This window comes from Mycobacterium gallinarum, assembly GCF_010726765.1.
GTDB lineage: Bacteria > Actinomycetota > Actinomycetes > Mycobacteriales > Mycobacteriaceae > Mycobacterium > Mycobacterium gallinarum.
In genome coordinates this window covers 921,602-935,550 of the sequence record NZ_AP022601.1, presented here as the reverse complement: position 1 = coordinate 935,550, position 13,949 = coordinate 921,602, and the positions used below count along the sequence as shown (strand labels likewise).

Here is a 13,949-nt window from a genome sequence, read left to right as displayed (position 1 = left end):
TGGGTACGCGAATACCAGTTCCGACCAGACTTCCCGGAGCGCCGTCGCTGACTATACTGACTCTTCAGAAATCTTTGAAGACTCTGACCGGAGATTGTTATGGCCTCGGATCCCCAGGAGACCGCCGAGCAGCTCGCGCTCGTTCTCAGCTCACACGGTCTGCAGCGGATGACCGCGCGAGTTCTAGCATCGTTGCTGTTCACCGAGGATCCGGCCATGACCATGGGTGACCTCGCCGAACAGCTGCAGGCCAGCACAGGCTCGATCTCGGGAGCTCTCAAGATGCTCAGCTCCGTAGGACTTGTGGAGCGCGTGCCGGCGCCGGGAAGCCGGCGGGACCACTACCGGCTGCGCGATGACGCGTGGGCCGTCCAATATACGAATCAGAACGAAGTGACGACCGCCGTCCTGAAGGCGGCCGAGGCAGGGATCGCGGCCACACCCGAGGACGGCCTCGCCCATCAACGTCTCACTCAGATGCGCGACTTCTATGCATTCCTATTGGATGAGATTCCGGCGCTGCTCGACCGCTGGCGGCAGCGGTAGGCGTCTGCCGGGCGATGACGTCGGATACCTTTGAGCGTCATGATCATCGAACGACAGAGCCTTGTCGATGCGCCCGTCGACCGGGTGTGGGCCCGCGTGGTCACACCCGAGGGCATCAATGACGAACTACGGCCGTGGATGACGATGTCGATGCCGCGCGGCGCCAAAGACCTCACCGTGGACACCGTGCCCATCGGAACCCCGGTCGGCCGCTGCTGGATGCGACTGTTCGGCGTGTTGCCGTTCGACTACGACGACCTGATGATCGCCGAATTATGGCCGGGCCGCGGTTTCGACGAGCAGTCGACGATGCTGTCCATGCGCAGCTGGCGCCACGAACGCATGCTGGAGCCCGATGGCGACGCGAAAACCGTTGTGCGCGACCGCCTCACGTTCGAGCTACGCACTCCCCTGCGTGTGCTGACGCCGGTGATCGGCGCCGGGATTCGCGCGCTGTTCGGGCATCGACAGCGACGGCTGCAGCGGCACTTCGACAGCTGACCGGCTCGCGCCGATCGCCCTGAGCACTGGGCCCACGCGCAGCCGGGGAAGTCAACGCGTCAGCACGGCGACGCACTCGATGTGATGAGTCAACGGAAACGAATCGAACACCCGCAGATCTTCGACGGCATATCCGTGGCCTCGGTACAGCCTGATGTCGCGGGCGAACGAGGCGGCCTCACAACCGATGTGGATCACTCTCGGCACCTCGGCGTCGGCCAGCAGGTCGATCACCTCGCGACCGGCTCCCGTTCTCGGCGGGTCCAGCACCGCGACGTCGGGCCTCCCCCGCTGACCGGTCAGCGCCCTTCTCACGGAGTCGGTGACGACGGAAACCCACCCCAGGTCGGCAAGCGCCGCGCGCGCCGAGCGTGACGCCCCGCGCGACGTGTCGACGGTGAGGACCTTCCCGGTGTCACCGACGGCGCGCGCCAGCGTCGCCGCGAAAATCCCTGCCCCACCGTATAGATCCCATGCCGTCATGCCCGGGCGCAGTTGCGCCCATTCGGTCACCAGCTCGCTGTAGACCCGCGGAGCATCGCGGTGCGCCTGCCAGAACGCGGTCACCGGTACCCGCCACACGCGGTCCCCGACGCGCTGCACCGCCTCGTATTCGCCTTCGATGACGTGCGTGGTGGACTTGCGGCCCTCCCGCGGACCCGACTGCACGACGTGGCGGTCACCGTCGTCGTCGACCGCCACGTGCACGTGGGCACCGTGCGGCCAGACCCAGTCGTTGACGCCGTCGAGCATGCCCGCCGGCAGCTGCGCACAATCGAGATCGGTGACCAGCTCGGCGCTGTGGTAGCGGTGAAATCCCGCCTTGCCCCGCGCGGAGGTGTCCAATCGCACTCGGGTTCGCCAGCCGGTGGCCCCGCCCTCGCCCACCTGCTCGGCCACCGCGTCGCCCTCGTCACGCCATGCGTATCCGCCCAACCGCTCCAGCTGATTGGCGACCACCGCACCCTTCAGCCGCCGCGCCGCCGCCGGATCGGCGAATGCCAGATCGCAACAACCGGCACCGTCCACCCCGGCGATCGGGCAGATCGGGTCGACCCGGTCGGCGGACGGTTCGATGACCTCGACAACGTCGGCGTGCCAATATGATCCGCGATCCGAGGCGCCGTCTCTGATCCGGACGCGGACCGTCTCACCGGGCAACGCATAGCGCACGAACACCACCCGCCCGTCGTGGCGCGCGACACAACTGCCGCCGTTGGCAGGTGGCCCCACGGTCAAGGTGAGTTCGGACGACGAGCCGGGCGACCCGTCGACCTTTCCGTCGCCGCTCAATCCAAAAAGCCCCTGCGTGCGTCGCCAGGAGCGGACTGTGGCGCGAGCGTTTTCAGGCGCTCCGACGAACTCAATTGCCATGGAACCGATGTCACCATCACGTTCGGCTCGAACAACAGCCTGCCCTTGAGTCGCAGCGCGCTCTGGTTGTGCAGCACCTGCTCCCACCAGTGGCCCACCACGTACTCGGGAATGAACACCGTCACGACGGTGCGCGGCGACTCCTTGCTGACCCGCTTGACGTAGTCGAGCACCGGGCGGGTGATCTCTCGGTATGGCGAGGCGATCACCTTCAACGGCGTGCTGATGTCGCTGTCCTCCCATTTGTGCACCAGCGCACGGGTCTCAGCGTCATCGACGCTGACCGTGATCGCCTCGAGCACGTCGGGACGGGTGGCCCTGGCGTAGGCCAGCGCCCGCATGGTCGGCAGGTGCAGCTTGGACACCAGCACGATCGCATGGTTGCGGCTCGGCAACACCATGCCGTCGGCCTCTTCGGCCTCCTGCGCCTCCAGTTCGCGCGCCACGGTGTTGTAGTGCTTGTGAATGGCTTTCATGATCACGAACAATCCGCCCATCGCAAGAATGGCAATCCAGGCACCGACGAGGAACTTCGTCACCACGACGATGATCAGAACCGTTCCCGTGCAGAGCAACCCGATGGAGTTGATGATTCGGGAACGCTTCATCTTGGCACGGACGGCGGGCTCGGTCTCGGTGCGCAACAGCCGCGTCCAGTGGCGGACCATCCCAATCTGGCTGAGGGTGAAGGATACGAAGACCCCGACGATATACAGCTGAATGAGCGCTGTGACCTCGGCGCGGAACGCGACGATGAATGCGATTGCGGCGAGTGCGAGAAACAGGATGCCGTTGGAGAAGGCCAACCTATCGCCGCGGGTATGCAACTGGCGGGGCAGGAAACGGTCTTGCGCCAGTATCGATCCCAGCACCGGGAAGCCGTTGAATGCGGTGTTGGCCGCCAGGACCAGGATCAGCGCCGTGACGCCGGCAATCAGGTAGAGCCCAACGGGAAAATTGTGGAAGACCGCGTCGGCGAGCTGAGCGATGAGGGTCTTCTGGTCATAGTCGGGCGGTGCGCCGACGAGCTGTTCATGGGGGCGCTCAGCGATCTGCGCACCCGTCGCTTTGGCCAGCATGATGATGCCCATGAACAACGTGATGGCGATCGCGCCAAGCAGCGCCAGCGTCGTTGCCGCGTTGCGCGACTTCGGTTTCCGGAACGCCGGCACGCCGTTACTGATCGCCTCCACGCCGGTCAACGCGGCACTACCGGAGGAGAACGCCCGCGCGACAAGGAACACCAAGGCGAAACCGAGAATCTCGCCGTGCTCCGAATGCATTTCGAAGCCCGCCGACTCCGCTTGCAGCGGCCTGTCGAGAACATAGATTTGATAAAACCCCCAGCCCAACATGACGTACATGCCGAACATGAAGGCATAGGTGGGAATTGCGAACGCGGTGCCGGACTCCCGGATGCCACGCAGGTTGATCGACGCCAGCAGCAGGATCGCGATGACGGCGAACAACACCTTGTGCTGGCCGACGAACGGCACCGCCGACCCGATGTTCGACATCGCCGAGGCCATCGACACCGCCACCGTCAGTATGTAGTCCACCAGCAGCGCGCTCGCCACCGTCAGGCCCGCGGTCGGGCCGAGGTTCGTGGTGACCACCTCGTAGTCGCCGCCGCCCGACGGGTACGCGTGCACGTTCTGCCGGTAGCTGGCGATCACGATCATCATCACCACCGCGACGGCCAGTCCGATCCAGGGCGCCATCGAGTAGGCCGCCAGGCCCGCGACCGAGAGCACCAGAAAGATCTCCTCCGGTGCATAGGCGACGGAGGACATGGCGTCGGAGGCGAACACCGGCAGGGCGATCCGCTTGGGCAGCAGGGTGTGCGACAGCTTGTCGCTGCGGAACGGACGGCCCAGAACCAGCCGCCGCGTGACGGTCGAAAGCTTTGACACGAGTGCCAAGGGTAAGCGCAGAGGTGAATGGTTGTAGCGTTCCGAGTGCGCAGGTTCGACCGGAAGGGACCAACAGGTGCGAGTAGTGGTGATGGGATGCGGCCGCGTCGGCGCTTCGCTGTCCGACAGTCTGGCCCGCATCGGCCATGACGTCGCGGTCATCGATCGGGACAGCACCGCGTTTCACCGACTGTCCCCGGACTTTCCGGGCGAGCGGGTGCTGGGCATGGGATTCGACCGTGACGTGCTGCTGCGGGCCGGTATCGAGGACGCGGGTGCGTTCGCCGCCGTGTCCTCCGGCGACAACTCCAACATCATCTCCGCGCGCGTGGCCCGCGAGACGTTCAGCGTCGAGCGCGTGGTCGCCCGCATCTACGACGCCAAACGCGCCGCCGTCTACGAGCGGCTGGGCATTCCCACGGTCGCCACCGTGCCGTGGACGACCGATCGGCTGCTCAACGTGCTGACCCGCGAAACCGAGACCACCAAGTGGCGCGATCCGTCGGGCAACGTCGGCGTGACCGAGCTGGCGCTGCATGAGGAATGGATGGGCCGACGCCTGACCGACCTCGAGAACGCCACCGGCGGCCGAGTCGCGTTCCTGATCCGCTTCGGCGAGGGCTACCTGCCCGACGCCAAGACCGTCGTCCAGGCGGGCGATCAGGTGTTCATGGCCGCCATCGCCGGACACATCGCCGAGGCGCTGGCCATCGCGGCGCTGCCGCCCAGCGAGGACGTCGAGGCGCAATGAGGGTCGCCATAGCAGGAGCAGGCGCGGTAGGGCGTTCGATCGCCAGGGAACTCGTCGACAGCCACGAGGTCACGCTGCTCGAACGCAACCCCGACCACATCGACGTCGACGCGATTCCCGCGGCCCAATGGCGTCTTGGCGACGCCTGCGAGCTGACCGTGCTGGAGTCGGTGACCCTGCAGGAATTCGACGTCGTGATCGCCGCCACCGGCGACGACAAGGTCAACGTGGTGGTCAGCCTGCTGGCCAAGACCGAGTTCGCCGTGCCGCGGGTGGTTGCCCGCGTCAACGACCCGCGCAACGAGTGGCTGTTCGACGAGAGTTGGGGCGTCGACGTAGCGGTGTCCACACCCCGGATGCTGGCCTCCCTGGTGGAGGAAGCCGTCGCGGTCGGCGATCTGGTGCGGCTGATGGAATTCCGCAAGGGTCAGGCGAACCTGGTGGAGATCACCCTGCCCGACGACACGCCGTGGGGCGGGAAACCCGTCAAGCGTCTCGAGCTGCCGCGCGACGCGACTCTGGTGACGATCCTGCGTGGTCCGCGCGTGATCGTGCCCGAGGGCGACGAGCCGCTGGAAGGCGGCGACGAGCTGCTGTTCGTCGCGGTCACCGAGGTCGAGGATCGACTGCAGGAGCTCCTGCTCAATCCCGAGGCGCGCTGACCGAACGCGGCGGGTATGCCGGCGGCGGGGTCGCCCGGTCGTAGCACGGAGCCGTCGACTCCGGTGAGACGCGGCCGAGATCGCACTGGTCGTTGCGGATACCCACCGCCGAGATCACCGCGGCGAGCATGAAGAGTCCCGCCGTCACCAGCATGCCGTGCCGAAATCCTTCGAAATCGACTGTGCCGCCGATGATCACACCGGTGAATGCGATCGCGATCAGCCCCGAGATCCGCGACACCGCATTGTTGACCGCCGAGCCGATGCCGCTCTGCGCAGGATCGACGGCGGCCAGAATCGCCGCGGTGAGGGGCGACACAGTGATCGTCAGCCCAAGGCCGAACACCACCAGTCCGGGCAGCATCTGTGTCCAGAAGTCGAACGGCTCGGCCGCCCGGGACATCAACAGATAGCCGATCGCCGCGATCAGCGGCCCGATCGCCATGAACAGTCGCGGACCGTGGAGCCCTGCCAGCATGCCGAACCGGCGCGCGAGCAGAAACGACAGCACCGGGACCGGCAGAGTGGCCAGTCCTGCCTCCGTCGCCGACAGGCCTGCGGTCTCCTGAAGGAACAGCCCGATGACGAGCATGCCGAGTGAGACGCCGGCGTACAGGAACACCGTCGTAAGGTTTCCGACCGCGAAATTGCGGGCGGCGAAGATATGCAGCGGCATCATCGGATCGGGTGTTCGCCACTCCCACAACGGGAATGCGATCAAGCAGGCGGTTCCGACCACCAAGGCCACGACGACCGCTGGATGCGAGAAGCCCAAGCGCTGCCCCTCGATCAGGGCGTACACCACGCCCGTGAGTCCGACCGCGTTCAGCCCAGCTCCGACGACGTCGACGCGCGCCGACCGACTAAGTGCGGTGAACTCCCCGGGGTGCAACCTGGTCGTGAGGTACAGCGTGATCGCCAACGGGACGAGGTTGACTCCGAAGATCCACCGCCAGTTCAGCGCGTCGACCAACACGCCACCGAGCAGTGGGCCGACCACAAAAGCCGTTCCGGTCCAAGCGGTCCAGGTTCCGATCGCGCGAGCCTGCGCCGACCCAGAGAAGCGAGCGTTGATCATCGCGAGCGAACTGGGCACCAGGAACGCTGCGCCGATGCCCTGCATGCAGCGAGCGGCGACGAGCACCCAGCCGGTGGGCGCCCACGCACACACCACCGAGGACACCGCGAAAATCATGAGGCCCGTCCGCAACACGGCCAGGCGGCCGTACTGGTCGGAGATGGCTCCCGCGACGAGGATCAGCGCGCCGAGGGTGAGCAGATACCCGTCCACCACCCACTGCTGCAGCGCCAGGCCGCCGCCGAAATCACGCTCGATGGCGGGCAGCGCCAGGTTGACCACCGACCCGTCGAGAAACGCGACGAACGACGCCAGCACCGCGACCGCGACGAGCGACCTATCGCTGTCGTCGGCGCGACTCGGGCTTGGATCGTCAGGCTGAGTGGGCATCCGGCTGCGTCACGCCCGGATTCTCGCGCTGCGTGCTATCCGGAACGACTTCGGCCTCTGAGGCTTCGGCGTGGATCGCGCGTTGTGCCGCCCGAATCGCCAGATAGGTCACCAGCGCCGCCACCGCCGTCAGCGGCCAGCCCATCGAGATGCGGGCGACGCCCAGCAGGCCTGTCTGATCGGCGTCGTAGAGGTGGTGCTGCACGACGAAGCGGGATGCGAAGACGAAGACCCACACCACCGTCGCGACGTCGAACGCGCGCACCGCCTTGCGCACGCTGCGCCAGTCGCGGTCGTGGTCGTTGACCCAGCCCCAGACGTAGCCGACGACGGGACGGCGGATCAGCACCGACAGGGCGAAGACGGACGCCCAGATCAACGATGACCAAATACCAAGCAGGAAATAGCCTTTGGACTCACCCATGAAGTAGGCGATTCCGGCGCAGACGCCAACGCCGATGAAGCCGGAGATCGCCGGCTGGGTCGACTCGCGCCGCACCAGCCGCCACACCAGGATGACGGCGGCGATGCCAAGGGCCGAGTAGACAGCCGCGGTGAGCCCGAAGAACTGCGATACCGGAACGAATGCCAAGACCGGCAGGGAGGAGTAGATCAGTCCGCTGACGCCGCCCATTTGCTCGAGGACGGCGTGTGCCTTGCTGGAACGCTTCCCCGGTTCGGTTCCGGGGTCACTCACTTTTGGATCTCGTAGTGCGGGTTGTAGATCGCCTTGGTGCCGTTGTCCAATTTGCCGACCCGGCCGTGGACCTTGAGAGTGCGACCCGATTCGATGCCGGGGATCCGGCGCTGGCCGAGCCAGACCAGCATCACGGTGTCGGTGCCGTCGAACATCTCGGCTTTGACACCTCCCGCGCAGCCCTTGCCGTTGCATTCGACGCTGCGCAGGGTGCCGATCATCGTGACTTCCTGGCCGCGTTGACAGTCGATGGCTTTGGAGGCGCCGGTGTTGGCCGCTTCGTCAGTCAGCTCGTCGACGTCGAGCTGTTCCGGGGCTTCAGTCAGCCGCCGGGTCAGTCGGCGTAGATACCCTTCGGCCGTAGCCATGGCGTCTCCTGAACGTTCTGCAGATCTACCGTTGATCTATACCCCGAACAACGCCACGGTAGACCTCTTGGTTCCGATCTGCCACGCAAGGTGGGGCGACGCGCCGATCAGGCAGTTCGCAGGGCACGATCGTGTGATGAGCGTCATTCTCCGCGGCGTCACGACGATTCTGCTGCCCGGCACCGGATCCGATGACGACTTCGTCTACCGGGCGTTCTCGGATGCCCTGCACGGCGAGGGCGCAGTCGTGGTCACCCCCAAGCCGCAACCGCAGCGATTGATCGACGGGTACCGCGAGGCGTTCGACAACGCGGCGCGCACGGCCCCGATCGCCGTCGGCGGAGTGTCCATCGGCGCCGCGGTCGCCGCAGCCTGGGCACTTGCTCATCCCGGCCGCGCGGTAGCGGTCCTCGCCGCCCTGCCGGCCTGGACGGGCGCCCCCGACACAGCGCCGGCAGCGATAGCTGCACGCCATTCCGCGAGTGTGCTGCGACGCGACGGGTTGGCCTCGGCCACCGCTCAGATGCGCGCGGGCAGCCCGCAGTGGCTGGCCGACGAGTTGACCCGCTCGTGGGTCGGCCAGTGGCCCGGACTGCCCGATGCGATGGACGCCGCGGCGGCCTACGTCGCGCCGACGTGCAGCGAGTTGGAGAAGCTGGCGGTCCCCATGGGGATTGCCGCGGCGACGGACGATCCAGTGCACCCCGTCGAGGTGGGCGTCGAGTGGATGACGGCGGCTCCGCGCGCTTCGTTGCACACGATCACGCTCGACGAGTTGGGCGCCGACCCCGCGGTGCTGGGCGCGGCCTGCGTGTCCGCGCTGCTGGAGGCGTGACTCTTTGCGAATCGGGTGCGCCAATGCACCCCCACGGTCGTTTGGCGCGCCGAATTCGTTAGCCGCCGGTGATGGTCCGCAACTGCTGCATGGCCGAACCCTGCTCGCTGCGGCGCGCGGTCGGCGTCGGCCCCTCGGGCGGTTGCCCGCCGGCCTGCTGCGCCTGCTGAGCCGCGGCCTGTTCGGCGGCTGCGCGCAGCTGGTTCGCCATCGGTTCGGGCAGCTCGACGGGCAGCGGGGTGCGCACCGGCAGCGGGGTGTCGCCGCGGCGAACCACCGTGTCGGCCAGGGCGTCTCGCGCCTGCTTCGCCAGCGCCTCGGCGTTCTCCTCCGGCCCGTTGACAACGCACCGGATCATCCAGCGATAGCCGTCGATGCCGATGAACCGCACGACGCCGGCCCCCTGAGCACCCGCTGCGGCACCGACGACCTCGCGGCCCCACCGGCCGTCCTTGATCGACACCTGGGTGGCATCCTTGCGCAGCGATTCCGCCAATTCACCGGCGACCTCACGCCACAGACCGGCGGACTTCGGGGCAGCGTAGGCAGCGACGGTGAACCGGCCGTTGGGCGTGACGACCCACACCGCACTGGGCACACCCTGCGGGGTGAGCTCCACCTGCACCTGTCCGGCCTCGGGCAGCGGAATCAGCACCGAGCCCAGGTCCAGACGTCCTTCCGCCGCGACCGCCGGGTCGTCGAAGTCGTCGATGTCGAACGGTCCGTCCGGCTCGACGTCGGCGTCGCCCGTCGAGGTGACCTCATCGCCACTGTCCTTCACGTCTTTTTGCCTACCGAATGCCATTTCACAAACTCGCATGTCCGCCGGAGGAACCGTGGCCACCGCCGCCACGGGAAGTATCTGCCAAACCAGCCTCGTCGAACGACGTCACCTCGACCAGGTCGGGCAGTTCGACTCGCTGAACCAAAAGCTGCGCGATCCGGTCTGCGCGGTGTACGACGATGGGCTCGGCAGGGTCGAGATTGATCAGTGACACCTTGATCTCGCCGCGGTATCCGGCGTCGACGGTGCCTGGGCTGTTCACGATCGAAAGTCCAACGCGGGCAGCCAAACCCGAGCGCGGATGGATCAGTCCGACCATTCCGTGGGGGATGGCGACGGCGATGCCGGTCGGCACGAGCGCACGCTGACCGGGACCCAGTTCGACGTCGATGGCGCTGTACAGATCCACACCCGCGTCGCCCTCATGGGCACGACTCGGCATGGGCAGATCGGGGTCCAGGCGCACGACCGCGAGAGTGGTGGACACGACGTCAGAGATTACTCTTGGCCGCGTGTCCGACACGCGCGCCACGTCCCAAACCGTCCGCTACCGCGAACGGCTGATGGTGCCGTGGTGGTGGTGGCTGCCCGGCCTGGGATTGGCCGCGCTGATCGGACTCGAGGTCAACCAGGGTGTGCCGGCGATTCCCGTGTGGCTGCCCTACGCCGTATTGCTGCCGGTCGCGGCCGTGGCGCTGTTGATGTTGGGCAGCACGCAACTGCGCGTGGTCGCCGGTGAAGGCGAAACCGAGCTGTGGGTCGGTGACGCACATCTGCCCGTCGGCGTCATCTCCAGGTCCACCGAAGTTCCGCGCAGCGCGAAATCCGCGGCTCTGGGCCGTCAGCTGGACCCGGCCGCCTACGTCGTGCATAAGGCGTGGGTAGGCCCCATGGTTTTGTTGGTTCTCGACGACCCGGATGATCCGACGCCGTATTGGCTGGTGAGCTCCCGCCGCCCCGACCGAGTGCTGGCGGCATTGCGTAGTTCCTGAAGCCGTCAGGCGGCGCAATCGGTGCAGATCATCACGCCGTTCTTCTCGCTGGCGAGCCGACTGCGGTGATGGACCAAGAAGCAGCTCGAGCAGGTGAACTCGTCGGCTTGCTTCGGGATGACGCGAACCGACAACTCCTCGCCGGACAGGTCGGCACCAGGCAGTTCGAATGATTCGGCGGATTCGGATTCGTCGACGTCGACAACCGCGGACTGGGCCTCGTTACGCCGCGCCTTCAGCTCCTCCAGCGAATCTTCCGAAACGTCATCGGTTTCGGTACGCCGGGGGGCGTCGTAATCGGTAGCCATTTCCTGTCCCCTCCATCAAATCTTGCAGCAGTGCTTTGTACCAGCGTCGAACGCATCCACCAAATGATTCGTGCCCGGAATGAAACACGTTGCACTGTGATTTACATCACAGTCTCTGGGATGCCACCTTAAGGTCGCAGCGACGGGACCTCTAGAGTGCTCTCGTGGTCGCGCAAATCACCGAGGGTACGGCATTCGACAAGCATGGCCGCCCATTCCGGCGGCGCAATTACCTGCCGGGCATTCTGGCGCTCGTCGCCCTGTCCGTCGTGACGCTGACGATCTGGGTCATCGCCCTGAACCAGCCGGTCGCGGTGGAGGAGACCGCCGCGTGCAATCCCCCGCCGCCGCCGGCCGACGCGAACAACCCACCGCCGGCGCTCGGCCAGCAGTTGACCCGTAGCGAGATGGTCGACGTCACCCCGGCCAAGCTCGCCGACACCAAGATCAGGGTGCTCAACGCGAGCGGGCAGGGCGGCCAGGCCGCCGAGGTGGCCGGCGCACTTCGCGATCAGGGCTTCGCCGAGCCGACGGCGGCCAACGACGCCGTGTATGCGAGCGCCCGACTGACATGCCAGGGCCAGATTCGGTTCGGACCCTCGGGCCGGGCGGCCGCGGCCGCCGTGTGGCTCGTCGCGCCGTGCACCGAACTGTTCGAAGACGAGCGCACCGATGACACCGTCGACCTGGCGATCGGCACGGAGTTCACCGAACTGAGCCACAGCGACGACATCGACGCCGTACTGGCCAGCCTGCGCCCCGACGCGACGCAGACTGCCGATGCGGCACTGCTGGAAAAGATTCATTCCAGCACCTGCTAGATACGTAACTCACTGGCGCCCAACGGGTTTGGCTAAACCGCACCCGCCCGGTTCAGCACAGCCGCAAGCGCGTCGGAGATGCCGGGTGCGCACGCGATGATCAGGCCGGGCGTGCCGTCACTGGCCGGCAGTCGCAGTGTCGCCCCGGCCTCTGCGGCGATCAATGCGGCCGCGGCCCAGTCCCACACATGCACGCCGTCTTCGTAATAGGCGTCCAGACCGCCGGCCGCCACCATGCAGAGATCGAGCGCGCACGACCCGAAACGGCGGATATCGCGGACGGCGGGCAGCACCGTGGTGAGGATTTCGGCCTGCCGGCTCCGCTTCTCAGCGGCATACGAAAAGCCGGTGCCTACCAACGACATCGACAGTTCGGTGGCGGCACTGGCCCGAAGCCGCGTCGTGACTCCCCCGTGTTGCAGGCCGGCGCCGTGACCCACGGCAGCGGAGTACAGCGCGCCGGTGGCGACGTTCGCGACCGCGCCGGCCACCGATGCTCCGTCTTGCTGGACGCCAACCGAGACCGCGTATGCCTCGAGGCCGTACACGAAGTTCACGGTGCCGTCGATCGGATCGAGCACCCACGTCAACCGTCCGTCGTTCGTTCCGCCCTGCTCCTCACCCATCACGGGTTCCCCCGGACGTAGGACCGCCAGCCTGTCGCGCAGGAGCGCCTCGGTTTCGGTGTCGACAACGGTGACCGGGTCGGTCGGGGTGCTCTTCGCCCGGACCGGCGAGACGGTGTTCCGATCGCCGAAAACCTCGGCGCGGCGCGCACGCACGAATGCGGCCGCCTCGGTGGCCAGCTGCTCGGCCACCGAGCGCAGTAGCACGGGATCGGTCAGGGATTCCCGGCCCGCCGGGGTGTCGTTTTCGACCACCCGCACATCGCAGCACAGTGCAGCGGCGCGCGGGGAGCCTGTTCGCTAACCGGTTGCGCGACTGGGCCCGCGCGTTACCGAGGGATCGCCCATGAGTTTTGCCTAGCCACTAAGGTGTGTGGCGCATCGCAGTGCCGGGCCGATCCAGAGGAGCGCCGATGACAGCCAACGATTCAGCCGCAGAAGCGGCGGCCACCGGCGCGGGCCAACGCCGCGGCTTCGGCATCGATGTCGGCGGAAGCGGCGTCAAGGGCGGCATCGTCGATCTCGATACCGGTCTGCTGATCGGAGACCGCTTCAAGCTCGAGACCCCGCAGCCGGCAACCCCCGAAGCGGTCAGCAAGACCGTCGCCGCGGTGGTCCGCGAGTTCGGTTGGACCGAGAAAGTCGGGGTCACCTATCCGGGCGTCGTGACCGACGGCATCGTGCGCACCGCCGCCAATGTGGACAAGGGCTGGATCGGCAGCAATGCCAGCGAGTTCTACAGCAAGGCACTCGACGGCCAGCAGGTGACCGTGCTCAACGATGCCGACGCAGCCGGGCTGGCCGAAGAAAGGTTTGGCGCGGGCCGGGACAACACGGGCGTCATCGTGCTGCTCACCTTCGGCACCGGCATCGGTTCGGCGGTCATCCACAACGGCGTGCTGCTGCCCAATACCGAGTTCGGTCACCTCGAGGTCGGCGGCAAGGAGGCCGAGCATCGCGCAGCGTCCTCGATCAAGGAAAAGAAGGACTGGAGCTACGAGCGCTGGACCCAAGAGGTGACAAAGGTCCTGGTAGCGATCGAAAACGCGATCTGGCCGGACCTGTTCATCGCCGGCGGCGGCATCAGCCGAAAAGCCGATAAGTGGATTCCGCTGCTGAAGAACCGCACACCGGTGGTGGCCGCTGCTTTGCAGAACACGGCCGGCATCGTCGGCGCGGCGATGGCCGCTGCGGTCGATGTCACAGCTACCGGCAAGTAGCCGCGCCGAAACCATCGAATTTGCCGCTCAAGGCGGCAGTGGCACACACTGTCGTTACAATGGACGACGGCGGCCGTAGCCCG

General features: G+C 66.7%; 17 protein-coding genes. 8 read left to right on the top strand and 9 right to left on the bottom strand.

Annotated elements, in window-relative coordinates:
- Window positions 1-99: 99 nt before the first annotated feature.
- Complete coding sequence (locus G6N42_RS04640; protein ID WP_163726708.1) at window positions 100-546, top strand: GbsR/MarR family transcriptional regulator; 447 nt, start codon at window positions 100-102, stop codon at window positions 544-546.
- Window positions 547-585: 39 nt separating this feature from the next.
- Window positions 586-1,047, top strand: a complete 462-nt coding sequence (locus tag G6N42_RS04635; RefSeq protein ID WP_163726705.1) for an Rv1443c family protein — start codon at window positions 586-588, stop codon at window positions 1,045-1,047.
- Window positions 1,048-1,098: 51 nt separating this feature from the next.
- On the opposite strand, the gene G6N42_RS04630 is transcribed toward G6N42_RS04635, so the two are convergent.
- Entirely contained in the window at window positions 1,099-2,340 is a 1,242-nt protein-coding gene (locus G6N42_RS04630; protein WP_232076073.1) for a class I SAM-dependent RNA methyltransferase, read from the bottom strand.
- Window positions 2,337-4,334, bottom strand: a complete 1,998-nt coding sequence (locus G6N42_RS04625) for an APC family permease (protein WP_163726701.1) — start codon at window positions 4,332-4,334, stop codon at window positions 2,337-2,339. Before G6N42_RS04625 ends, G6N42_RS04630 begins: the two co-directional genes overlap by 4 nt.
- Window positions 4,335-4,410: 76 nt before the next feature.
- On the opposite strand from G6N42_RS04625, the gene G6N42_RS04620 reads away from it, so the two are divergent.
- Window positions 4,411-5,085, top strand: coding sequence for a potassium channel family protein (locus G6N42_RS04620; protein WP_163726698.1), 675 nt, complete (start codon window positions 4,411-4,413; stop codon window positions 5,083-5,085).
- Window positions 5,082-5,747 carry a potassium channel family protein gene (locus G6N42_RS04615; RefSeq protein ID WP_163726695.1) on the top strand — a complete coding sequence of 222 codons (666 nt, stop codon included), beginning with the start codon at window positions 5,082-5,084 and terminating at the stop codon, window positions 5,745-5,747. Before G6N42_RS04620 ends, G6N42_RS04615 begins: the two co-directional genes overlap by 4 nt.
- Here G6N42_RS04615 and G6N42_RS04610 read toward each other — a convergent pair.
- Genes G6N42_RS04610 through G6N42_RS04600 form a run of 3 tightly spaced genes read right to left on the bottom strand, consistent with a single transcriptional unit; the run spans window position 5,728 to window position 8,280 of the window.
- Window positions 5,728-7,215, bottom strand: a complete 1,488-nt coding sequence (locus G6N42_RS04610) for an MFS transporter (protein ID WP_163726692.1) — start codon at window positions 7,213-7,215, stop codon at window positions 5,728-5,730. The genes G6N42_RS04615 and G6N42_RS04610 overlap by 20 nt on opposite strands.
- Window positions 7,199-7,912 (bottom strand): DUF3159 domain-containing protein, encoded by a 714-nt coding sequence (locus tag G6N42_RS04605; protein WP_174262012.1) that lies wholly within the window; start codon window positions 7,910-7,912, stop codon window positions 7,199-7,201. Before G6N42_RS04605 ends, G6N42_RS04610 begins: the two co-directional genes overlap by 17 nt.
- Complete coding sequence (locus tag G6N42_RS04600) at window positions 7,909-8,280, bottom strand: OB-fold nucleic acid binding domain-containing protein (RefSeq protein ID WP_163726689.1); 372 nt, start codon at window positions 8,278-8,280, stop codon at window positions 7,909-7,911. The genes G6N42_RS04605 and G6N42_RS04600 overlap by 4 nt, the downstream gene beginning before the upstream one ends.
- Before the next feature lie 136 nt (window positions 8,281-8,416).
- Between G6N42_RS04600 and G6N42_RS04595 the strand changes: the two genes are divergently transcribed.
- Entirely contained in the window at window positions 8,417-9,115 is a 699-nt protein-coding gene (locus tag G6N42_RS04595; protein WP_163726686.1) for an alpha/beta hydrolase, read from the top strand.
- 58 nt (window positions 9,116-9,173) lie between these two features.
- On the opposite strand, the gene G6N42_RS04590 is transcribed toward G6N42_RS04595, so the two are convergent.
- Window positions 9,174-9,920: a DUF3710 domain-containing protein gene (locus G6N42_RS04590; protein ID WP_163726683.1), complete on the bottom strand. Its 747-nt coding sequence runs from the start codon at window positions 9,918-9,920 to the stop codon at window positions 9,174-9,176.
- A 1-nt stretch (window position 9,921) separates the two neighbouring features.
- Complete coding sequence (dut, locus tag G6N42_RS04585; protein WP_163726680.1) at window positions 9,922-10,386, bottom strand: dUTP diphosphatase; 465 nt, start codon at window positions 10,384-10,386, stop codon at window positions 9,922-9,924.
- Between the two features lie 25 nt (window positions 10,387-10,411).
- Here dut and G6N42_RS04580 point away from each other — a divergent pair, with 25 nt between their 5' ends.
- Window positions 10,412-10,891 carry a DUF3093 domain-containing protein gene (locus G6N42_RS04580; RefSeq protein ID WP_163726677.1) on the top strand — a complete coding sequence of 160 codons (480 nt, stop codon included), beginning with the start codon at window positions 10,412-10,414 and terminating at the stop codon, window positions 10,889-10,891.
- A 5-nt stretch (window positions 10,892-10,896) separates the two neighbouring features.
- Here the strand turns inward: G6N42_RS04580 and G6N42_RS04575 are convergent, their stop codons facing one another.
- Window positions 10,897-11,199, bottom strand: coding sequence for a DUF4193 domain-containing protein (locus G6N42_RS04575; protein WP_024445904.1), 303 nt, complete (start codon window positions 11,197-11,199; stop codon window positions 10,897-10,899).
- 164 nt (window positions 11,200-11,363) lie between these two features.
- Between G6N42_RS04575 and cei the strand changes: the two genes are divergently transcribed.
- Complete coding sequence (cei, locus tag G6N42_RS04570; protein WP_163726674.1) at window positions 11,364-12,020, top strand: envelope integrity protein Cei; 657 nt, start codon at window positions 11,364-11,366, stop codon at window positions 12,018-12,020.
- A gap of 32 nt (window positions 12,021-12,052) precedes the next feature.
- On the opposite strand, the gene G6N42_RS04565 is transcribed toward cei, so the two are convergent.
- Window positions 12,053-12,901 carry an inositol monophosphatase family protein gene (locus tag G6N42_RS04565; protein WP_163736976.1) on the bottom strand — a complete coding sequence of 283 codons (849 nt, stop codon included), beginning with the start codon at window positions 12,899-12,901 and terminating at the stop codon, window positions 12,053-12,055.
- A 158-nt stretch (window positions 12,902-13,059) separates the two neighbouring features.
- Here G6N42_RS04565 and ppgK point away from each other — a divergent pair, with 158 nt between their 5' ends.
- On the top strand, window positions 13,060-13,866 hold the full coding sequence (ppgK, locus tag G6N42_RS04560) for a polyphosphate--glucose phosphotransferase (protein WP_163726671.1): 807 nt from the start codon (window positions 13,060-13,062) through the stop codon (window positions 13,864-13,866).
- Window positions 13,867-13,949 lie beyond the last annotated feature (83 nt).